This is a genomic window from Streptomyces roseoverticillatus (genome assembly GCF_000719265.1).
In the GTDB taxonomy this organism is placed as follows: domain Bacteria; phylum Actinomycetota; class Actinomycetes; order Streptomycetales; family Streptomycetaceae; genus Streptomyces; species Streptomyces roseoverticillatus.
The window spans coordinates 156,927-179,335 of the sequence record NZ_JOFL01000007.1; the positions used below are offsets into that span (position 1 = coordinate 156,927).

General features: G+C 69.1%; 11 protein-coding genes and 2 pseudogenes. 3 read left to right on the forward strand and 10 right to left on the reverse strand.

Going from position 1 to position 22,409, the window contains the following annotated elements:
• Positions 1-62 precede the first annotated feature (62 nt).
• Together IF61_RS36920 and IF61_RS36925 are read right to left on the reverse strand one after the other, a co-directional pair.
• Positions 63-2,345, reverse strand: a complete 2,283-nt coding sequence (locus tag IF61_RS36920) for a DUF3320 domain-containing protein (RefSeq protein ID WP_245684470.1) — start codon at positions 2,343-2,345, stop codon at positions 63-65.
• Between the two features lie 174 nt (positions 2,346-2,519).
• A complete protein-coding gene (locus tag IF61_RS36925; RefSeq protein ID WP_245684471.1) occupies positions 2,520-6,749 on the reverse strand; it encodes a DUF4011 domain-containing protein in 4,230 nt (1,409 codons plus the stop codon).
• A 279-nt stretch (positions 6,750-7,028) separates the two neighbouring features.
• Between IF61_RS36925 and IF61_RS36930 the strand changes: the two are divergent.
• A pseudogene (locus tag IF61_RS36930) lies at positions 7,029-7,328 on the forward strand (nuclease-related domain-containing protein); the annotation flags it as partial.
• 202 nt (positions 7,329-7,530) lie between these two features.
• Here the strand turns inward: IF61_RS36930 and IF61_RS0110610 are convergent.
• On the reverse strand, positions 7,531-7,806 hold the full coding sequence (locus IF61_RS0110610; protein WP_030366050.1) for a helix-turn-helix domain-containing protein: 276 nt from the start codon (positions 7,804-7,806) through the stop codon (positions 7,531-7,533).
• A 77-nt stretch (positions 7,807-7,883) separates the two neighbouring features.
• Between IF61_RS0110610 and IF61_RS0110615 the strand changes: the two genes are divergently transcribed.
• Positions 7,884-8,225 (forward strand): hypothetical protein, encoded by a 342-nt coding sequence (locus IF61_RS0110615; RefSeq protein ID WP_157848591.1) that lies wholly within the window; start codon positions 7,884-7,886, stop codon positions 8,223-8,225.
• A 525-nt stretch (positions 8,226-8,750) separates the two neighbouring features.
• Here IF61_RS0110615 and IF61_RS36935 read toward each other — a convergent pair.
• On the reverse strand, positions 8,751-8,963 hold the full coding sequence (locus IF61_RS36935; RefSeq protein ID WP_245684472.1) for a hypothetical protein: 213 nt from the start codon (positions 8,961-8,963) through the stop codon (positions 8,751-8,753).
• Between the two features lie 62 nt (positions 8,964-9,025).
• A complete protein-coding gene (locus IF61_RS36940) occupies positions 9,026-9,613 on the reverse strand; it encodes an ATP-binding protein (RefSeq protein ID WP_245684473.1) in 588 nt (195 codons plus the stop codon).
• 454 nt (positions 9,614-10,067) lie between these two features.
• On the opposite strand from IF61_RS36940, the gene IF61_RS36945 reads away from it, so the two are divergent.
• Positions 10,068-11,510, forward strand: coding sequence for a hypothetical protein (locus IF61_RS36945; protein WP_030366052.1), 1,443 nt, complete (start codon positions 10,068-10,070; stop codon positions 11,508-11,510).
• A 302-nt stretch (positions 11,511-11,812) separates the two neighbouring features.
• Here the strand turns inward: IF61_RS36945 and IF61_RS0110630 are convergent, their stop codons facing one another.
• From IF61_RS0110630 to IF61_RS0110640, 5 genes and pseudogenes are all read right to left on the reverse strand, one after another.
• Positions 11,813-12,604, reverse strand: coding sequence for an oxygenase MpaB family protein (locus tag IF61_RS0110630; protein WP_157848592.1), 792 nt, complete (start codon positions 12,602-12,604; stop codon positions 11,813-11,815).
• Positions 12,594-12,929, reverse strand: a pseudogene (locus IF61_RS37710) (DUF6545 domain-containing protein); the annotation flags it as partial. The pseudogene IF61_RS37710 and the gene IF61_RS0110630, both read right to left, overlap by 11 nt.
• Positions 12,902-12,991: a 50S ribosomal protein L32 gene (gene rpmF / locus IF61_RS37715; protein ID WP_157848593.1), complete on the reverse strand. Its 90-nt coding sequence runs from the start codon at positions 12,989-12,991 to the stop codon at positions 12,902-12,904. The gene rpmF and the pseudogene IF61_RS37710, both read right to left, overlap by 28 nt.
• A 356-nt stretch (positions 12,992-13,347) precedes the next feature.
• The gene (locus IF61_RS0110635) at positions 13,348-15,624 is read right to left on the reverse strand and encodes a UvrD-helicase domain-containing protein (protein ID WP_030366054.1); all 2,277 of its coding nucleotides are present in this window, start codon (positions 15,622-15,624) and stop codon (positions 13,348-13,350) included.
• Positions 15,621-22,409, reverse strand: a complete 6,789-nt coding sequence (locus IF61_RS0110640) for a DEAD/DEAH box helicase (RefSeq protein WP_030366055.1) — start codon at positions 22,407-22,409, stop codon at positions 15,621-15,623. Before IF61_RS0110640 ends, IF61_RS0110635 begins: the two co-directional genes overlap by 4 nt.

Below are 22,409 nucleotides of genomic sequence, written 5' to 3' on the forward strand. Positions count from 1 at the left end.
CAGAAGCGCAGGTCAGGCCCATTGTGAAACGGGTCGGAGACCGCCGAAAGATACCCGGAGTGTCAAACAAGCCCGACCGGCACGATCCCTCCTTCCGTCTCCACCAGGCGTCCATCGGTGATCAATGCATCGATGTCCGCCGTCAGCGCGCGACGGATGTCGGGACCGATCCGGGTCCAGCCGAAGAGCCGTGCCGCTTCGCGCATCAGGTCCTCGCGGTGCGTGCCGGGCCCTTCGTCCACCACGCGGCACAGGGCGAATCGGCGTTCGAGCGCGGGGACGAGCCCGACCTTCCGGTTGCACTCCGATGTCGGCGCACGCATGCAGGTGATCTCCCGCCCTGGCCGGTCGTAGGCCGTCCCGATCCGCACGATCTTGCCTTGGCGTGCAAGGCTGCGCAGCGCCCACTGGATTCTGTCCCGGACCACCGGCCCCGAGCGATTGAGGCCCCACGCCGTGCGGACCCTGGTGAAGATCAGCTCCTCCTCGACTGGCCCCTCCACTTCGACGGTGCAGAGGGCCACCTCGGCGATGGCCTCAGCGGCGCCAGGGTCCTGGAGCTCGATACCCGGCACTTCCAGCCGGGCACATGCACGTGCACGCACCTCGGCCAGCAGCGCGGGTTCGACCTCCTGGTACGGCCGACTCCATGACGCGGAGGTGACGACCACCGGTACGAAGTGAACGGGCTGTACGACTTCGGGAACATCTTCGGCAACCGGCGCATCCAGGGATTCAACCGGTGGCGTCACCCGTACAGCAGAGGATGCGTGCGGGTCGGCCGCGCAGGCTGCTTCCACCGCGGCACGCAACCGCTCCACCGCGTCCCTGCGGTTCCGGTACCAGTCGGTCCCCCAGATCCGGTGCAGACGCCAGCCGAGCTCACGGAGCACTGACTCCCGCAGCCGGTCCCGGTCCCGGGCCGCCCGCGAGGAGTGATACATGGCGCCGTCGCACTCGATGCCGAGTGCGTAGGTGCCGGGGGCGTCCGGGTGGCGTACGGCCATGTCGATCCGGTACCCCGCGACACCCACCTGGGGTTGGGTGGTGTACCCCCAGCCACGCAGGAGTGCAAAGACCTCCTCCTCGAAGGGGCTCTCCGGAACGGCGTCCGGATCGGCGGCTTCGGTCTGGAGCACTCTCGGGCCGTTCGCGGCGTACTCCAGGTACCGCTTGAGCGCGCGCACGCTGTTGTTGGTGCTCTCCTTCAGGTCACCTCCGTGGAAAGAGGCGATGGCTTCCATGCGCCGACGGGCTCGGGTAACGGCCACGTTGAGGCGCCGCCAGCCACCCTCCTTGTTGATCGGGCCGAACGTCGAGAGCAGCCTGCCTTGCTGGTCAGGGCCGTAACCGACCGACAGGATGATGACGTCGCGCTCGTCGCCCTGGACGGTTTCGAGGTTCTTCACGAAGAAGCCGTCGAGACGGTCCTCGGTGAAGTACCGGTCGAGGTCAGGGCGCCCGGCCCTGGCCTTGTGGAGTTCCTCTTCGATGGTTTCAGCCTGCGCCTTGGAGAGGGCGACCACGCCGAGAGTGAGATGAGGGCGGGTGGTGAAGTGGTGGATGACTCTCTGGGCCACCGTCGCCGCCTCGACGGGATTGTTGCTGCGCCCGCCCCTGTCGTAGACGCCGTCGGCCTTAATGAACTCCACGCCAATGTCCGGTCCTTGTTCCAGGGCTCCTGGGAAGGTGATCAGCTCTCTGCCGTAGAACTCATGGTTACTGAAGGCGATGAGGTTCTCGTGACGGCTGCGGTAGTGCCAGCGCAGGGACAGGCTTCGCAGCACACCGCTGCCCTTGCAGATGTCCAGGACGGACTCGAAGCCGACGGGGGTGTTCTCGTCCCACTCGTCCTCGTCGTCTTCTTCGGCCCCTGTGGTGAAGAACGACGTGGGCGGCAGCTGCTTCTGGTCTCCGGCCACGATGAGTGCGCGACCACGATAAACGGAGTTGACGGCGTCCTGTGGAAGGACCTGCGACGCCTCGTCGAAGATGACCACGTCGAAGGTGAAGTCCATCGGCAGAAACTGGCTGACCGTGAGCGGGCTCATCATGAGGCAGGGTTTGATGAGTTGTACGACTTCGCGGGTCTCTCCCAGCAGCCTGCGCACGGGCATGTGCCGTCGTTTCTTCTCGGCCTCTCGCCGGATCACTGCCGCCTGCCCCACCGACGTGCGGCGGGGGCGCCGCGCGTTGCATGCACTGATGACCTCGGCATGGGCTGCTTCCACAAGGTCGCGGTCGGCCGTCCGGAAGCTCTCCACCAGCTGGTCGCGTTCGGTCGCGCGTACCGGCTTCAAGCGGGCATCGAGCGCAAGATGGTGCTCGATCCATGCGGTGAGCACGGCACGTTCCACGGCCGCGGGGAAGGCCTCGGCCCCGACCTGTCGTTCCGCCAGCTGCCTGGGCAGCCCTCCGAGCCCGAATCTCCCCAGTCGGCGCATGGCCCCGGCGCATTGGGTCCACGTCTCCGGACCGTGCCGGTCCCGGTCCAGACGCTCCAGCTCCTTCTGCGCCGTCTACAGAGACCGGGCGAGTTCGCGCCGCAGCTCATCGGCGCGTGCGGATGTGAAATGGCCGGCCAGGGCGTCGAGCTGGCGGCGCCAGTCCTCGTTCCGCGTCATGACGGAAACGTCCGCCGACGCGGTCAGCATCATGCGCGCTGCCGATCCGCACAACGGCGCCGCGTGGCTGCCATGAGCCGTCCGCCGGACCTCCTGCGCCCAGTCCGCCGCGGCCCGCACCTCGTGTCGGTCCGTATCCATCCCGCGGTAGAGGGGGCCGAGCAGATTTCGGTGGTCCGCCGCATGCTCAGTGAATCTGTCCTCGGCCTCTCGCGCGGCCTTGACCGCCACCACCGCCTCGCGGGCCCGGGTGAGGGTCACAGCACGGTCGCCCATGACACGGGCCGTGGAGCGGACGAGATCGGCCGCGTCCTCAAGCGGTTCCGCATGAGCGCGCAACCACTCGGCCGCCCCGGCCAGCGGCAGCGTGAGGAGTACGGACCCTCTTGATGCGATGTGCGGCTTCCTGGTGAACGCTTCCCAGTCGTCCAGGGCACAGCGAACTGCCGTCCCCTTGTCCAGCAGTTCGTGATGCACGGGGGCGCCGTCGGCCAGGACACCGGCCAGACGGGAGCGCCGCGTCGGATCGGCGAGCGTGGCGGGAACGAGCCGCGCGACCAGGCCGGCGGTTTCGAGCGCGCCGCACAGGGCTTCCGTGTCGATCCGGTTCCCGTCTGCGTACCGGCCCAGCAGGTCGCGCTGCTCGGCCGTGGCCGGCGGTTCCAGCTGTCCGCCGTTCCTGCTCCGGGCCTGGCGCAGGAGTTGCCCGACAGACTCGTAACCCGTGATGCCTTGAGGGCAGCTCTCGTCGATGCTGTCCGGGTCCGTTTCGAGGCCGCGGTACCAGGGGCCGAGGAGAGCCATGTCGTCCGCTGCCTGGGCGTCGAACGCGGCGGTTTCCTGTTGTGCAGCGTGCGCGGCGACGATCGCGGTCCGCGCAGCAGCGAGGGTGTGTTCCGGGGCGCTGTCGCCGCCGACGGCCGAGACTGCGTCCAGCAGAGCGACGGCCTGCCGCAGAGGCGCCGTATGGGCGCGGAGCCAGGCGGCGGCCTCGGCCGGAGGCGTCTTGGTCAAGTCGTCGGCATACGCGTCGAGGTCCGGTTCCTCCAGGCCGCGCTTCCAGTGTTCCAAGCCGCGGCGCAGTTCCGGGGCGCTGTCGCGGAGCTCCGCGCCGAGCTCCCGTCCGGCGGCGACGTGGGACGCGAGTCGTGCCCGTCGCCGAGGGTGGGCGACGGTGTCCGGCGCCAGCCGGTGCACGGTCTCCGCGTGCGCCAGGGCATCCCGCAGGGCTCCTGCGTCGGGCAGGTCTGCGCCCGCGTATTCGCCGATCAGCCCGGCGTGACCGGCAGCCAGAGTGCGCAAGCGACAGTGTGCCGCGTACCAGTCATGCGCCAGTGGGAGCTTGGTGTAGAGCTCTCCTCGCCACGCTCCGCCGTGTGTCAGGCGAGCGATGAACTTTCGGTCCGCGCGGGTACGGCTGGACAGCAGGGCGCTTAGGCCACGACTGCCCTCGGTGAGGCGCTGCACGGTCTCGGGGAGGCCCTCGGCCGACACCACGGCGTCGGTGAAAGTGTCGCGAGCGACGGCCTCGGCGGCTCGCAACGCATCCGTCGCAGCGACGATCTCCTTCACGGCGGACCGGGCGCGGGAAAGAACCTCCGGGTCGAGCCAGGTGTCCGGGCACCTGTACGGGGCAGCGGCCGAATCGATGACGGCGATCAGGTCCTCAGCTTCCGCGACCGACTGTGGCCGGGGTATGCCCAGCAGGTCCGCGGCGATCTCCATTCGCCCGCCCCAGGCGTCGAGGGATCGGGTCAGTTCCTCGAACCTCCCGGCGAGACGCGCCGCCTGCGGCCGGGTGAGCGCCAAGACATCGACGCCGCACGGTTCCAGTGCGGCCAGCGAGACCTCCTCGTGGAAGGGCTCCGCGCGCAACTCCGCCGGCATGTTCCGCCAGCCGGGCCCCACCGCCGATACGGCGAGCGCCTGGGCGGACAGCGCACGCTCCCGGCGGGAGTAGAAGCACCGCAATCCGTCGGCGACCGCGGCCACCGCCGCGGTCTCGGCCCGGGGCACCCCGTCGGGTGTCAGCCAGCCTGCCGGCGGGCGGTGCTCCGCGCCCGCCGTGGCCAGGAGCGCGCAAAGACTCCGGGCCTGCTCCAGGCCGACTGCCTGCTCAATGCCCGCGCGATCGCAGAGCTCCGCCAGAGTCCGCTGCGCGTGCTCGACGACGGCAGCGACAGCCTCGCACTCGGCTGCGACGACACGGGCCTGCTCCTCGGTGAGGTCCGCGAGATCGAGGCCGGTCGGCGACAAGGCTCTCAGAGCGCGCTCGGCGTCCCCCGGTTCGGCCTGCAGCCGAGGGGATAGCTCCTGCCAGCGCTCGCCGACCGCGGTCCGGGCGGCATCGCGTGCCCGTACAGTTCTGCGCAGGTCTCCGAGAAGCGCGTCGATAGGATCCAGAACCGCATCCGCGAACCGTACCGTCGTCAGCCAGCCCTCCGGGAGCGAGACGCGGGAGTCGAGCAGCCCCAGGAGACGAATCAGGCGGTCGATGGCGAGCTGGTCGTCGATGGGCTCGCCGTCGGGTGCGAGATCCCGGTACCGGGCCACAGCGGCGGCCAGTGCGTCCCGAGCCGCCATGGCCTGCTCCAACGCGGGTCGGGGATGCGGCCCGTCGGGCTGTAGATCCCGCCAGGGAAAGTCCGGATCGGCGACCGTGTCCCAGGAACCGGCGATGGCCTCGGCCGCCTGGGTGATCGTCTCCAGGCCCTGGGTGTCCAGCGCATCCGGCCGGAAGGTGGGCTGCTCGGGAGATGCCCCGTCGCTGCCCGGGCCGAGGTAGGCCACGGGCGCCTCGGACAATTGGCCGACCCTGCCGATCGCATCGTGCAGCGTGCGCCTCAGTGGCTCCCGCACCTCGTTCATCGCGTCCGCGTACGCGCTGAGTGCCTGCCGGGTCTCCCGGGCCCGCGCCACCGCCTCGTCGGCCAGCCTCGGCGCCTGCGGCTCCTCGGTGAGAGCCCGGCCCAGTTCCCGGGCGACGGCCTGGCGGGCGGTGTTGTGGCTGTGGAGAGCGAGCGCGTACGAGTCCAGGCCGACGGCCTTGAGGCGGTTCAGCACGACGTCGAGCGCCGCGGCCTTCTCACTAACGAACAGCACGGTGCGTCCGGCGTGCATGAGACCGGCGATCATGTTGGTGATCGTCTGGCTCTTGCCGGTGCCGGGAGGCCCGTCCAGGACGAAGGACCGCCCGGCCACGGCCGCGGCGATCGCCTGTCGCTGTGATGCATCGGCGTCGAGCACGAGCGGGCTGTCCTCGGGCGGGCTCAGCTCGTCAACGCGGTCCAGGTCGATCTCTTCGAAGTCGAACCGGTCGGGCGCCAGACCACTTTCCGGCCCGAGGGCGAGGGCTCGGACGAGATCGCTGCTGACGACCCGCTCTTCATTGTCCAGCAGGTCCTGGTACATCGACTCCTTGTGCGAGGCGAACAGCGAGACAACCGCCCGGGAGGAGACAGTCCACCCCACCTTCCCCTCCACAGCGCGGGCGGCGGCTTCCAGAACGGCGGTGATGTCGAGCGGGTCCAGGTCGGCCACCGGTGTCCAGTCGATGCCGAACTGCTCCAGCTTCACCTTCAGTGCCGGATTGAGCCGGGGTTCCTCGTCCTCGTTCGCCCGCAGCCGCATGCGCCCGTTCGCCAAGCGCTCGATCCGTACCGGCAGCAGCACGAGCGGTGCGTCGCTGCCGGTCTGCGCCCCGTCGTCGCTCCAGCGCAGCATGCCCACACCGAGCTGGAGCGTCCACAAGCCGTAGTCGTTGAAGATCTGGACCGATTTGCTCCGCAGGTTGCGCTGGGCACGCAGCAGGGCGGGGCTCGTCTTCTTCTGGGTGACGATCCCGGTGTCGGCGTCGGCGCGCCGCGTGTCCGGCAGGTTCTCCGGTTCCGCCGACGCGAGCTCGCTCTCATCGAGCAGCGGCTCTTCCTCGGGCAGGGGAGCGAAGTCCCATCCCCGACCGAGCCCGTCGCAGAGAATGCCGACCGAGGGCGACACAATCTCCAGGGTTGCCGCCTTGGTGTGCCGGAAGTTGAGCAATCGGTTGCGCCCGCTCAAGTCGACGAGCGAGGACCGCCACCCCGCCAGGATCGCCTTGAGCCGCTCCACCTTGTCGCCGGCGCCCAAGGCCCCCGGATTCGCCACGCTCTTCCCCACTGGTCGTCACTCATGAGGGTGCTCACCGGAGTTCCCCGGCCCGCGGCACGGCATGTGGGATCAGACGGTTCTCCCGCTCGAATCCCGCACAACGTCAGCTGGCCCCCCTCGCCGATAGACAGGATTATACGATCCACATATGCAGATGGAGATCGGCTTGCCGGAATTGTCCTGCTCGAGGCGGACAACAGGCGGACGGCCGTTCACCACGAGGATCAAGACGCGGGGGGGGGGGGGGGGGGACAGTGCGTGTGTGAAGGCTGGTGGACCATGGTCACCGAGTCCGAGTTCGTCCATGAGCGCCGCGGCCTGGAGTCCCTCCGCGGGCTGCTGCCCGACTCCGCCCCCCCTGGCCTGGTCGAACCTTCACCGCGAACAGCGGTCACGTCCGCGAGATCGGCCTCCTTGTCGTCGCCCCCTGGCCGCGTATGCCTGATCGAGCTCGAGGACTGGCACGGCTCGGTCACCAGCAAGAACGGCAGCTGGGTGCAGACCACCCGGAACGGCCACCGCCGCACGCACAGCAATCCCCTGCACCTGGCCAACAAGATCGGCTGCCCCCGCTGTTCGTCTGCCGGGACCTGCAATCGGCCGTGGCCGGCCTTGCCCGAGCCCGCTTCTGCACCGTGATGACATCGAGCCACGCGCTCCAACCGGTCGCCTGGCCGTCGGCTCGCAACGGGCCCTGCAGGTACGGCACAGGCTTCGGTACCTCAGATCTGGCCCCCTGCAGGAGGTTTCGAACCGCCTTTCAGTCAAACCTTCGGGCGAACTCTGCGCCCGCATCCACATCGTCCAGGTAGACAGCGCGGCTCTCCACCTCAAGGACGCGCATGAGGGCCGAAGTCGGTACGCGATAGCGGTGCCCGGGGCGGACAACGGGGCAGGGGAAGGCGCCTCGGCCGATGAGTCGGTAGGCCGTGCCGAGACTCATCCCCAGCGCGCGTGCCGCAGTGTACAGATCGACCGTCACCGGAAGCCGGAAGAGCTCCGGGAAAGTCAGCGTGGGTCCGGAACGCTCGGTCATGAGGGATCGTTCCGGAATGCTGTACGGTTCGTTCGCCCATGGGTGCGCTTGGGTGTGCGATGCCCCATGGTGCGGGCTTGTGCGCACAGGCGGGTGACGCTTACGGTCTCGCCGAGCCCCAGGCGATGGGCCACCGCGCCAAGGCGTTCACCTTCGCGTTGAACGGTGTCGGCCCCGGTCTCTGCCCAGGAGCCCGGCACTCCGCGGTGCACCACCTTGCCGGAATCTACCGGCTCATCGAGCCGGGCTTCGCGACGCCCACCGGCTGTCTCCAGATCCTCGACCGGATACTCACGCGCGGCAGCCTTCGCAAACCGCCACCCTACGCTGCTGGCTGCACGCCACAACAGGTCGCCGAGCCCGGGGCGTTCGGGGTCGGCAGCATGGAGCGCCTCCAAAGCGCCGAGCAGGACTACTGAACAGATGTCCTGTATATCGGCACGGGAGTAGCGCGCCAGGCGCCCAACTGAGCGGCGGAGTCCGGGGAGTAGCATCCACATCACCACAAGGCTCCACATCCGGTCAGGGTCACCAGTCCGGTCCTGCTGGCCGAGTTGGACCAATCGTCGCCAGATTGCATCGCGTCGCGCTGGGTCTTCCTCGGGGTCCAAGGCGATCCGGCGAGCTGCAGGTAAGGAGAGGGCTGGTGATCCCGCGAGCGCACCGGACTCAACAGCGTCGAGGCAGAGACGGGCAGCGGGGAAACGCTCGCTGTACTCCGCTACTTGGATTTCAATGGCGTCGAAGATGCGTGAAGTACTCGGATGAACCATGACTCACTCTCGGTCTCGGATCCATGGAGGAGATGTCCTCCGAGGGACAAGAGCAGGGTGGGCACGGAGCTGATGAGCATGCCAGACCACGTACCCGAAAAGGTGGATTCTGAGGGATTTGGTAGCGGCCGAGCCAGGCAATCGGGTAATGGGCCGCTGAGGCTAACGCGACTACCAAGTCCGTACGAGATCCTCCGGCCCCCAGTGCGCGGCGAGTGGGACCCCGTCGGCCACTCCGCGGCGGGAGACCGCGACCAGCGGGGTGTCGGGCGTGGCACCAGGGACGGCGAGCATGTCCCGCACGAGGACGTCGCGCTCACGGCGGCCAAAAGGCTGGCTCTCCAGCCACTTCACCGAGCCGACGAAGTGCACCTTCCCTGCCACTGGTTCACGGTCGGCGCCGACCAGGTCAATCTCAGGGTTGTTCTGCCGGTTCCACCAGCCCCCTACCGCTTCGGTCCCCGGCCAGTCCTTGTTAGGCAGCAACCGCAGCAGAGACACTCACGGATCAGCGGCTCGACCGCGCAGCCGCGCCAGCTCGTCCGGGAACGTTCGATGCGCCCCAGTGCCACGTCGCTCCGTCCCCGCTCAACGAGAGGAATAGCGCGCTGCAGGAAGGCCAGCCAGAACGGCAGATACGGGTCGGCAATGCGGTAGCGCTTGTTCCGGGTGTCAGCCTTGGCCGAAAGCGGCAGGTCGACTGCGAGCATCCGCTTGGCCTGCAGTGTATTCAACAGCGGCGAGAGCGGATTGGCCACCGATTCCCACAGGAAATCCAGTCGGCTCATGCCCGGCCGCCACGCCTGCACGATCTCCGGAAAACCACCGGTGATCAGCGAGGGATCCACTGCATCTGCCGCGTCCAGACCCGTCATAGTCCGCACATCGGCCAGGTGGAGCGGCTGTACAGTCATCTTCGCCGCGCGCCCGAAGAAGGGCCGCCCGTACGACTGCAACGCCTCCGTCACAGACATGTCGCTGCCGACCAGCAGCAGCACCGGCTTGGCCGCCAGATTCCGGTCCAGACTGTCCACAGGGCGCACTCGAACTCCTGGTCCTGCTCGACCAGCCACGGGACCTCGTCGATCACCGCGATGCTGGGCGTATCATCCGGAACGGCTACAGCCAGTGACCGCAGAGCCTGATTCCAGTCCCCCGCCTGCAACCCGGAGACCAGCTCTGCGCCCGGCAACGTCGAGTGCGCCAGCGCCGCAGGTCGGCCCGCTCGGCCGCCGGATTACGGCCGCGCGTCGCGCCCTGCCCTTCCCGGATCTCTCTCAGAACGTAGATTCATTCTTACGTAGAAGAAATCTTACCTCCGCACCCTGTTTAAAACCCCTGAAGGCCCGGATGCCCGCCGCCAACCACACCTCCGAGCGAAACACGCCCCCAAAGCCCTCGGCCGTCGCCGTTCTCCCAAAACCCCCGAAGCCGTCGGCCGTGGCTGACAACATGCCGGTAGGTGCATTGGCTCCAGCTGGAGGTCATGTGAAGCAGCAGCTCAACGAACGCCAGCTGTCGGTGCTGCAGTGGGTGGAGCAGGGATGCCTTGACGGCGTGTGGGAGACCAGCTCGTACAAGATCAGCTGCCAGGCCCTGCAGAACCGTGGACTGCTCAAGGTCTCCAAGCGGCAAGGACAGTGGAGCGCCACACTGACCAGCGCCGGCCGGCACTACCTGCAGCATGGGAACTACCCACCTGCACAGCCTCAGGCCAGACTCACCACACCGGTGCAGAAGCCGACTCCTGCGGTTCCTGCTGAGTCCACTGGTATTGCAGCCGCAGAACCGGCTGTACCAGCCGTCCCGCGGAAAACCCCGCAGGCATGGCAGACACGTAAGACGGTCGCCGAACAGCTCTTGGAGGAACTTGCCGAAGCAGGCGGCCGGATCATCAAGAACAGTACACGCGGCCCGAATGCCGTGAACTGGCCGGCCCGCGTGAGCGCGGCGCGCAGATCCGGGAGGATTCCCAAGACGAAGGAACTGTACGGAGGCTGGTGCCGCGAGGGCTACGAGATCCGGCTGATGGACATTCCCGCCTGGCGCTTGGCCGTCCTCGAACCCATCCCCGTACCTGCCAGGCTTACTCAGCCCCATGCCGTGGTCAGAGCCCTGCAAAGCCAATCCCCACCCATGGGGCTGACCAAGGCCGTGCAAGCGCGGGCCTTGCGGCTTGTTCAGGCGCTCATCACCGCGGCTCAAAGGCGAGGTCACAGCAGTAAGATCGGGGCAACTCGCGGCGCGCCTCTGCCTCATCGGCGGCGAAGTGCCCCATCCCACTTCACGATCACCACTAAGGGGCAGGAGTGTGGTTTCCTCATCATCCAGGAGCAGGATCGGAGCGAGCATACGCCCACCGAGAAGGAGCTCGCGGAGGCCAAGAAGTACTCCTGGGTCAAGATCCCTCGGTTCGACTACACCCCGGCCGACCGCCTGCGGATCACCGTCAGCGGCGGCCAACCACACCGGGCCAGTGAGTGGGCAGACACTACAGACCGAACCCTTGAGGACCAGCTCGCGGAGATCGCGCAGGAAGTGGACCTAAGAGGGGAAGCCGCCGAACGCAAGCGGCTGGCCGACTTGGAAGCCGCGAAGCAGAAGCGACTGCGCTGGGAAGCCGCAATACAGCAGGCGCGCGCCGAGCACGCCGAGGCGTATCGCGTGAAGCACTTCGAGGCGCAAGAGGAAGCGTGGCGCCGCGCCACCCGCCTGGCCGAGTACCTCAGCGCCGTCCGCCTGCAAGTGGGGGCCTTGCCGACCGGGCAGGTCAAAGCCGAGACCGAGGCATGGACCGCATGGGCCGACGCGCACTTGGAACGACTGAATCCTCTGAACGCACCGCCCCGTTTGCCAAAAGTCCCGGAACCTCGCGCCGAGGACTTGAAACCCTTCCTCCACGGCTGGAGCCCCTACGGCCCCAACTCTTAGAGTCCATACGCGTTCTTCCGGCGGGGCAAACCCGCCCTCCACGGGCATCTGACCGGCACCTCCAACGAGGCGATGCCCCATCAGAACGAGCGTCAAATGAGCGTCATTTCCACGTAAGAAATTCACCCTTAACACCCATAGCGCGCATCATGCACGCCAGGCAAAAACACAGGTCAGATGCGGTTTCCCGTGGGTTTACCGAGCCGATCGCGAACGGGCATTACGTACAGAATGGGCGCTACAGGCAACTTCGCGACACCCTTCACACAAAAGTGCGACCTCCGCTACCGTCCGGGTCACGGCTATCCCCCGAGATCACGCACGGCGGGCGGCAGGAAGGGACGGTAGTTGGGATCGGCATGGGAACGGCGGACACGACGGGCACGCAGCCGCATTACACCAGAGACCAGTGCGCGTACGGGACCGGGCGGACGGCGGGCTCCGAAGGCGCAGCGTAGTGGCTCGTCGAGGAGTGCATCGGCGGCAGCGCGGACTGCAGGGCCGAGGACAGCTGGAAAGCGGTTGACGAGGAGACCCCGTGTGGCGGCCCACAGCTCAGCTGCCTCAGGAGTGGGAGCGAAGTGTTCCTGCTCGTAGCAGTCCATCCAGGCCGCGAACTCGCCCCATGTCGGCGGGGCTGTGTGAATTCCCATACGGTCAGCAAGGCCGAGGTAGAAGACATGGGAGGCTTCTTTCTCCCCTAAGGTCGCAGACCTCCACGCGTAAGTGTCACACCAGCGCATCGGGGCGACGTCGAAGCAGGCCAGGACGTAAAGGAACGCGTCGTTCCCGATCTGCCAGTGGCTGTGAATCCGGTTGAGAGCGGCCACGGTCTGCGCGCCCTGCTCGCTGTCCAGTCCGTCGCGGAACAGCAGGTACATCATCTGGCCGGTCATCTTGGCACGGAGCTCCGTCTGCTCCGTCATCCGCCTGGTGGAAACTAGGACCTCGGCGATCTCGGGCACGGCGAAGGTCCGGTAGAAGCCGATATTGAGGCCGAACGCGAGATCCTCGCTGAATTCAGTGAAGGCTAGACGTCGGTAGACGGCCTCCGCCCACGACAAGGTTGTGTGTGCGTCGGAATCAGGTTTCACTTCGTGTCCCCTTCTTTGTGTCGCCCTTGGCCGCGCGGGCACGTACACCGCCGCCGAAGCCCGCGGCCGCGATCGCGGCCTCCCGTTCCTGCGGTTCCAGGCTGTCGCGCTCTGTTCCGCGGCGGCGGGCGACCTCGACGAGGTCAGCCGGTACCCATGGGCGCAGGGCGAGCTGCCGGTCATGGATCTTTCGAGTGCGGCGGGTGGTGCGCCACCAAGGTCCCGGGTGTCCAAACCATTCCGCCCACGTCCGCAGTGGGCCACCCAGCGCCAAGCGCCCGTCGACCTGCATGGCCGTCATCCACAGTGGGTGCAGGGCACGGTAGTCGGTGCGTTGGCTTTGTGGTGGCTGCGGCGCCTGCCCAGCCGGAAGCGAGGACAAGGCAACCAGCACAGCCCGAGAGGGGACCGACGATCGGACTTAGCCAGTCCAACGCATCGTGGCCCGCTGCCGCGTCGGCCACTGCGACGATTTCACTGAGGCAGTAGCCGCCGATCAGTGTGCGCCCGAGGGCCAAGTGCCGGACGCGGGCGCTAGGTGCAACCACTCGACGCTCCCCTGGTAGCAAGGCTCCTCCGCACTGATTTGCTCACACTGAGGGCGACACCTCGTGCGGCAGGCCGTACCAGGCCCCCACCCACCACCAGGACCTTCCGGCAAGCACTACAACCCGCTGGCAGGGCCTGCTGAATCATCCAAGTCTCCCTTGCAGCCGATCGACCGCTCCACGGCACACCCGGTATCACCCCCGAGGGCGGTCCACTCCCAGAGGGCGGAGGAACCGGCTGGGTTCACCGTGCCAGGAGACGGTCAGGGCATCCCGCGCTCTGGTCGCGGCGACGAACAGCAGGGAGCGGGCCCGCTGCAGTTCGCGCCTGTGACGCAGCCGGTCCGTCCGTTCCCAGGTGTCCACGGCCGAGCGGGGAACCAGGCCGTCCGAGACCCCGGCAATGATCATGCGGCGGTACTCCAGCCCCTTGAAGCGGTACATGGTGCCGACGTGCACCCCTTCATTCCCTCGCGGCCCGTCCCCGGTGATCTTCGCGGCCATGATTCCCCGCCGGCCGAGCCGGGACACGACGTCGTCGGCCATGTCGTTCGTAGGCACACAGACCGCGACGGACTCACGTGGGACGTCGAGCCACGCCTGCACCTGATCCACCACGAGGTCGAGTTCCTCGTCCCAGCTGGCCGCTCGCCGCAGGGACGGGCGGCCTCCGTGCAGCACCGACCGGTATCCCGCCAGGTCTTCGGCGCTGCCGTCCAGGTCGTCGTAGTCCGTCCCTTCGAGGATGCCGATCGCGGATCCGAGGATCTCGCGCGTCGTGCGATAGCTGAGGGTCAGTTTGGCCGAGCGGCCCCGGATGTTGACGCCCAGGCTGCCCAGGGTGACCTGGTTGTCGTAGATCCTCTGGTGGGTGTCGCCGACCAGGAAGATGTCGTCGGGTTCCTGCGGCGCCATGGCGCGCAGCATCTTCCAGTGTGCCGCGCCGAGGTCCTGGGCCTCGTCCACGACGATGTGCCGGTAGCGGTAGCGCAGCCAGGCACCGGTGCCCGACTCCGCGTGGATGTTGCCCGGCCCGCCGCGTTCCTCCTGCTGCCGGCGACGTTCCTCGATCTTGTTCTTGCGGGCGATCTCCAGCTGGGCGGCACGCTCGGCGACCTGGCGATGGGTTTCGAGGCCCTTGGTGTCCAGGCGCTGGGTGAAGCGCTCGGCGAGCTGCCAGATCTCGGCCCGGTCGGCGCGGGAGACGCTGCGGCCCCGCCCCGCCCGCCGGGCCAGGAAGTAGTCGGCGCGCGATGCCACGGCCTGGCCGAGGATCACCTGGTTCCACTCGTCGCTGAGGAACTCGGCGTCCCAGCGGTTCTCACCGGCCTCCACTAGCAGTTGGCGCCATTCACGCAGGGCCTGTGCGTCCTCGATCTTGCGCTTGGTGTTCCCGGGGTCGGACTCGCTGACCACGCGCGTGGCCAGCTGGTCGACGTGCAGGATGTCGACGCGGGCGAGCGTCTGCGGGCCGCCGAGCGAGAGAAGACGGGAGCGCAGGTCGGCGGCCAGGTTCTTGTTGAAGGTGGTGAGGAGGACCGGCTTGTTGTGCCCGGGCGGCAACTGGTCCACGAGGTGTTTGACCCGGTGCAGGGCGACGATCGTCTTCCCCGTGCCGGGGCCTCCACCGACCCGGGCCGGGCCGGAGAAGGTGCGGTGCACCAGCTTTTCCTGCGTGGGGTGGAGGAAGACCTTCCACCGCCCGAAGTCGCCTTCCTCGATGATGCTCCGCAGTGACTCGTCATCGGTGATCACCACGGCCTGCGAACGATCGGCCGCCGCCTGCCAGTCCCCGGCGAGGGGGCCTTCACGGCGTTCCTCGGGCGCGATCGCCACCGGCGCGGTGACTTCCTCCTCGACCTGCTCGTACGGAACCCCGTCGCGCAGCCGGAGCAGCACCTCCCCGGTGTGCCGGGGCGCGTACTCGGCGAGCCCGAGCAGCTCGTCGTCCGTGGTGAGCTTGAGGGCGATCGGGATGAGGGGCTCGGCCACCCCCAGGTCCGCCAGCTGTTGCGCGCTGTACTGCGCGAACAGCGGTGTCTGGCCCTCCGGCTCGGCAGTCGGTTCGGGAGCGGGCGTTGCCGGGGAGACGGCCCGGCTCAGGACGTCGTCCTCCACGACCTGGAGGTCCACGTATTCGATCGCGCCGGTGATCTGGTTGATGCCGTACGCGAGCCGGTCCAGGTTCCGGTGGACTTGTCCGCGGTGCTTGACCGAAACCAGCAGCCAGTCGTTGCCGTCCAGGCGCAGCAGCAGCACCCGGTACTCGCGGTTGACGCGCGCGGACCACAGCCGTTCGTGTCCCTTGAGCGGCTTGAGGTCGAAGCCTGCCGCCTCGGGGTTCTTGCGGAACTCGTGCTGGAACTTGTAGACCGCTCCGACGATCGCCCGGTCCAGCTTGACGATCTCTTTGTCCGCCTTGTCGAGCAGGCGCAGGGTCGCGCCCGCGGTCGGCGAGCCGGTGCTGGTCATCGGTCGTGCTCCTCGTCGTCGTTCATGGCCGGGCGGTGGTCTGCTCCGGCGGGCCGCAGCAGAGCTTCGGCGAGTTCCCGGGCGTCCCACTCCACCGCGGTCCGTACCATCCAGCCCGCCGCCGCGTATGCCTGGTCGCGGTCCTCCGCGTCACGGTCCTCGGTGCCGTCGGCTCCTCGCCGGTGGGCGAGGACCACACCGATGCGGTGAGTGGGCCAGGCCAGTTCGGCGGGCCAGGCCGCTTCACCGAGTTCGTATCCGGCCTCGGGCGCGGGAACTCCCGCCCCCGCCAGCCCGTCGGTGAGTTGGGCGAGCCCGGGTTCCTCCACGAGGTACTCGATGACCTCGTCCCAGGCGGGGTCACGCACGGCCGCCCCGGCTGGCTCGGCCGCGGGAGCGGTGTGCGGCGCCGCGGTCGCTTCCCCTTCCGCACCGGGTTCGCGCCGCGGTCGCTGCGACTCCAGCCAGCCCGCCCCACCGGTCACGGCCAGTTCCACAGGGTTGAAGCCGGGCAGCTGGCTGGACGCGAGCTGCACGCCGTCGCCCTCGCCCTCGTTGAGGAACTGCAGCAGATTGGTCCAGTACAGCCATGCCTGCCAGCGCCTGCGGTGGGCGTTCTCGTCGCCGCCCACCGCGTCCGGGCTGTCGTCGAGCACGGTGAGCGCTGTCCACGTCGCACCCGCCTGTCCCTGGCGCAGGTCGAGCGCGATCGTCAAGGGACACCCGCTGCCGTCCTGGGTCGCCATGACCTGCACCGCGCCCTGGCCGCCGGACAGCCGCTTGCCCGTCAGCGCCTCGGCGATGCGATGGCCGACTTCCGGTCCGTCCGCCAGGGCCCGGCTGGTCGCGGAGACCGCGGCGAAACCGGCGAGGGCACTCTGGGCACGGCGCCTCCACACCTCGTGGTCGGGGGTGGTCAGGTAGCCGATCAAGGTCTCGACCGGGTTGGCCCAGACGAAGCGCGGCAGGTCGCGCGGGTCACCGCCGTGTACGCGGCGGTGGATGTCCGACGCGGTCTTCTGTGCCGTGTTCTGGTACGGCACCCACACGGGAGCAGCGGGCGGCTTCGTCTCGCCGGTCCAGCCGCGTACGTCGTCCCAGGTCAGCTGGAAGACCTGCCAGCCGTGCCCGGCCCGCAGCCGGGTGCGCTTGGCCGCGTCGGCCGCGATGCGGTTGTGGTCGGGGCTCGCGTGGTAGCGGTACCCGTCCAGGTAGACGGCGACCCGCCTGCGGTCGTCGTCGAGGCTGCGGAAGACCACGTCGGGCACGGTGAATCCGAGGTCGGTCTGCGTCTCCATGCGCCAGCCGCTGACTCTGCCGTCGGGTGCGGTGAACCGCAGCGTCGTGTCGCGCTCTCCGTCTGGGGTGAGCGCGGTGCGCACGCTCACCTCGTCGACGCGCTCCGCCCAGGCCATGAGCCCCCGGCGGAACAGCGCCTCCAGCTCGCTCTCCACCTGCTGGACGAGGGTGATGTCCCGGGTCGTGGCGGCTTCCTCGATGTCCCAGCCGTCGCCGGCACGGCCGAGGAGCTCACCGAGCATGTCCAGGGCGTGCTCCCGCGAGACCAGTTCGTATTCGCCGTCGTCGACATGCCGCAGCAGGCAGCGGTGGCAGGCGGGCCGGTCCTCGCCGACGCACGGGCACTGCTCTATGACCTGCCGGGCCCTGGTCAGCACGTCGTGCAGCCCGTCGGGGCCCGCGAGCCGGTGCAGGTAGCCGGTGCCGCCGGGCAGAGCGTCGTACAGCACGAGGAAGTGCCTGCGGACGTCGCTCCCGGGCTCGGGCATCGAGTCGGTGACCACGGCCAGGTGGTCGGGGTCGCCGCCGTAGCTCTGGGCGATGCCCGCGAGGAGCAGGGCCTTGAAGGAGACCAGCCGCTCCTGGGTGTGAGCGGTGACGGCGGGGATGAGGATGCGCAGTGCCTCACTGCGCAGCTCGTGGGCGAGCAGCAGTCTGACGCCCTGCTGCGCGGCCCGGGTCTCACCGAGCCCGTCGCGCAGCCGTGGGCACCAAGGGCGGTGGTACTTGGTGGCCCGGTGCGCGACGAGCGCGTCCTGCTGCCCGGCGTGGGCGGCGGCGGGTCCGCCGTCGGCGTCGGCGTATCCGCAGGAGTCGCAGACCCAGAAGGGGTTGAGCCGTACGCGGCGTCCCGCGAAGGCTTCGTCCGCCCCGGTGTCCACACGGGAAGCGCCCACGTTGATGTGCCGGATCACGGCCTGCCGGGTGAACTCCCAGCCGAACGTGGCCTTCTTGTGCCGCCATCCCGCTTCGATGTGTTCCTGCGGGATGTCCACGGCCGGTACGACGGTGTAGTGGCGTCGATCGCGCTCGTCGGTGTCGTCGCGTACACGGACGTCGTCGCGCTGGTCCCGGGCGAGCACGCGGTGGGGCACCAGCACCTTGTGCAGGCAGCCGACGTCGCCGATGGCCGCGGACCCGCATCGCGGGCACGCCGAGGAATCCTGCTCCGCCTTGTGGGTGCGGGCGTGACCGCAGTCGGGGCAGACCCGCCACCACAGCCACGCCGGGCGGCTGGGGCTTCCTATGTCGAGCCCGGTGATCCGGTGCTTGTAGCCCTGGATGTAGTAGTGGTTGCCGGGTGCGAAGTCACTCAGGGCCAGGCGCGCCGGACGGTCGTACTTGAGCACCTTGCTGTGGTGCTCGGGTTGTCCTTCCCTGCCCTCTTCCCGCCAGGTGAGGGTGGCTTCGAGTTCGGTCACGGAGTCGACGAGGCTGTAGTTGGGCAGCAGCCCGAGGTCGACGAGCGTGCCGTGCGCCGTGGCACGGCTGATCTCGCCCGCCCGCCGGGACACGGCCCGCCGTTCGGCGCGCAGTTCCCGGCCCTGCCGCTCGTGCTCCGGGTCACCGGCCACCAGGGCCCGGTGCGCGTCGTCGATCGCCTGGATCCGGCGCTGCATCTCGCCGCGCCGGTCTTCCCACTGCGCACGCGCCTTGTCCAGGGCTTCGGCGAGGCCACCGGTGGCATATGCACGCAGTTCGTCGGCCGCCTGCGGGCTCACGCCGGTGCCTTTCGCCTCGTCATACGGCGGGAAGAGCGCGAGGAACTCCTCGACGAGCGAAGCGCCTCGGGCCAGTGCCACCTGCTGGAACTCGGACAGCCACGCGGACGGGCCGAACAGGTCGGTGGCCAGGTGGGGCATCGGGCGGAGCGCCGCCCCGTCGGCGTCCGGTGCGGGTAGACGGCCCGCACCGGTCAGGTCCAACAGATGCGCGAGGTACTGCCGACGCAGGATTTCGATCGCGGACAGGAAGCAACCGGGCGGCTGGATGTCACCGGCGATCATCTGCCGGGGATCGTCCAGGTAGTAGCGGTCCCGGGGGCCGCGGTCGACCATGGTGAGCAGATAGGCGTTGCCGGTGGCGCGCCCGGCCCGGCCCACGCGCTGCACATAGTTGGCCGGCCCCTTGGGCAGCGAGGCGAGGACCACCGCGGAGAGGTCTCCGATGTCGATGCCGAGTTCCAGCGTGGGCGTGCAGGACAGGACCTGCGGGTTGGCGTAGTGGGCGCCGGTGCCCGCGCGGAACGCCTTCTCCACCGCTTCCCGCTTGGGGCGGCTGAGGGTGCCGGTGTGTTCGGCGGTGTTGATCGTGAAGACGCCTGCTTCGCGGTACATCCGCCGGTAGAAGTCCTGGGTGAAGTCGCGGCGCCGTACCCCGCTCTCCAGGTCCTGACCAGTGCGCAGTAGGCCGCCGCAGCGGTAACGGGGGCACGGCTGTCCGTGCCACTGGTCGGCCAGGTCGGGATGGACGGTCTGCTCCCAGGAGCAGACGGGGCAGTGCGCCGACGCGTCGGCCACACGGTCGTCGGCCAGCTTGCGGACCTGTACGTGGCCGGGCTGGAGACCGTAGACGCGGGTGGTGCCGTCCTTGGTGGTACGAGCCGAGAGCACGCCGGCGTCGACGAGCGCGGGCAGCAGCCGGACGAGGAAGGCGTTGGCCGCGTCGGGGCTCAGGCCGAGGCTGCGCCGGGTCCAGTCCTGATACCAGCCGAGGCGGCCGGTGACCACGTCGAAGTCGTCACTGCCCTGCTTGGGGCTGCCCAGGAGGAAGGCCGGGGCGGACACGCCGGGCGGGAAGGCCGGCATGCCGGTCTTGCGTCCTCCCCAGATGAGCCAGCGCCGCACGCCCGCCTCGTTCAGCCAGTCGTCGAGCCAGGCGTGCCGGATCGCGCCGCGCGTGCGCAGGCGTTCGAGGAGGCCGCGTACGTGGCCGACCCAGCGGTCCGGGCCCGGCAGGGAGCCGTCCGGGAGCGAGATGTCGCCGGGTGTGGTGTGGAGGAGCTCGCGGACGATCTCGGCGACGGCGTCGGGATCCTCCAGCGGAACGTCCGCGGCGACGGTGCGTGTCAGCTCCAGGGTGCGGCCCTGCCGGGATCTGAGCCCGAATTCCAGGACCGCCGAGAAGGCGAGGCGCTGGGCGATGAGCTCCCAGGTGGCACGGGAGCCGCGGCTGCGCCCGGACAGAAGGGTGTCGACGCCGCGCACGGCGTGCAGATCGGGCGGGATCACAGCAGCCTGTACGGCCTTGCTGTCGACGACATCGGCGATGAGGTCGGCCGCCAGGTCGCTCAGCGCGATCGGCTCGTTCTCGTCCATGCGGCTGGCGAGCAGAGAACGGAAGGAGAAGGTGTACGAGCGGCTGGCCACGTATCCGGCCCGGTGGGCGGCGTCCTGCACCGAGTCGTTGAACAGGAGGGTCTTGTCCTCCTTCAGGTTCTTGTCGAGCTCTCCGCCGGTGAACAGCTGGGTGATGGAGGCCGCGGCGAGGGCGGCGAGGCCGGTACCGAGGTAGCGAATGGCGTTGAAGGTCCGGCAGGCCGGGCACTGGTCGTCCCGGGCCGCCCGGTCGTCGGCGAGGTCCGCCCATACGAACGCGGCGTCGTGCAGGGGCTTGGCCACCCGCGGTCCCGCGCCGTCGTGCGGCGCATGGAAGTCCGCCTCGGGCGACAGCGGCCGCAGGCGTCCGTTCAGCCCGTCGAGCACCATCACGGTCGGACCGCTGCGTGGCTTCTCGGTCACGAAGGCTGCGTCGTACGCCTGTTGCGGGGTTGCAGAGATCATGTTGCGGACGCGGCTCTTGTCGCGGCCGACGGACGCCCGGCGGATCTTCGTGGCGTTCATGTCCAGCTCGGCCGGGTCCGCCTCCGGCGAGAGCGCCGCCCAGCCGGATCGACCGCATTCCCGGCAGAATACGGCGGGCAGGAACACCTGGGCGGGCGGTGGAGCACTGTCGCCCGCGGGCACGGCCTGAGCGGCGTCGTCCGTCGGTACGGTGCCGGAGCCACTGCCGACCGCACCGCTACCCGTACGCGCGGCGAGCCTGCCGCCGGCGGCGACCCGCTCGTCGTCCCAGCGGAACTCGGCCCTTGCCGCGCTGACGCCACGCAGCAGACGGGAGACCGACCGCACCCAATGGTGGACCTCGATCGACAGCAGGGGCCGTGCGGGGTAGTCGGGGTCGCGGGCCGTCGACAGCAGGGCGACGTAGCGGGCGAGTGCCTGTGCGGCCACAGCCGGGTTCTGCTGAACGGCCATGCCCCAGTGATAGGCGTAGCGGGGCAGGACATCCATGATCTCGGCCATGGTGCGCGGGCGGCCGTCGAGGATCTCCAGGACGGCGGCGGTCAGCCGGTGGCGGCGCAGCTGTCTGCCGAGCTGCTGCGGGCTCAGGCCGCTCTTGCCGGTGAAGGCGGCGGCCAGCTGGTCCAGGGCTTCACGGTCACGAGTGGGGTCACCGAGTTCCGCGACCTCGTGGGGGGACGGGAACGGCAGCGTGAAGTCGCTGTTGCCCGCGAAGTCCTGTGCACCTCGCCGGTCCTCCCCCACCACCGCCTCGGGGGGGAACGGTACACCGAAGACCTGCTCCGCCACGTCCAGCATGGAGCCGCCCGACGCGCCGGACCCGCCTTCACCCAGGGTTGCCGAGGTGGCGACGGGGCAGACCGGGCCGAGTGGCCGCCCCGGCTCGTTCAGGCCCGCGACCGCTCCGAGCCTGCGCAGCAGCATGGCCACGTCGGTGCCCTGGGCACCGTCGTAGGTGTGGAACTCGTCCAGGACGACGTAGGCCAGTGCGGAGCCGTCAGCCCCGCGCCACAGCCGCTGGTCCTCGGGGCGCTGGAGCAGCAGGTCCAGCATCTTGTAGTTGGTGATCAGGATGTCGGGGCGGGTGCGCCTGATCTCGTCCCGGTCGACGGCCACCCGGGGGTTGGCCTGCTTGAACTCCTTCGAGGCCTTGTCGCCGATGTACAGCGCCGCGCGCACCCCCGCGTCCCTGAGCCGCGCGTCCCTGGGGCTGTCGAGGTAGTCGTTGATGCGGTGGGCCTGGTCGGTGGCGAGCGCGTTCATCGGATAGAGGAGGACGGCCTTGACGCCCTCACGCCCGGCCTCGCGCTCGCGGCGGCAGTGGTCGAGCACCGGGACGAGGAACGACTCGGTCTTGCCGGAGCCGGTGCCAGTGGTCACCAGCGTGGGCCGGGCCGGCCCGTGCAGCGTCGAGAGGCGCTCCCAGGCCCGCTCCTGATGGCGGTGGGGAACGAAGTCCTTGACGCGCGGCCACCAGGTGAGATGCCGCTGCCAGGCATCGCCCTCCGCCGGGCGGAAGGGCGTGCGGATGCGAAGGTACGGTCCCCGGAAGATGCCGTCCTCCGGGTCGCCGAGGAACTGCTCCAGTGCGCTGCGGGTGCTTTCGTCCGCCAGCGCGTACGTCGTCGACAGGTACTGGCTCAGGCTGTCGCGTACCTGCTCGGCGGCGAGGGTCGGTCGCAC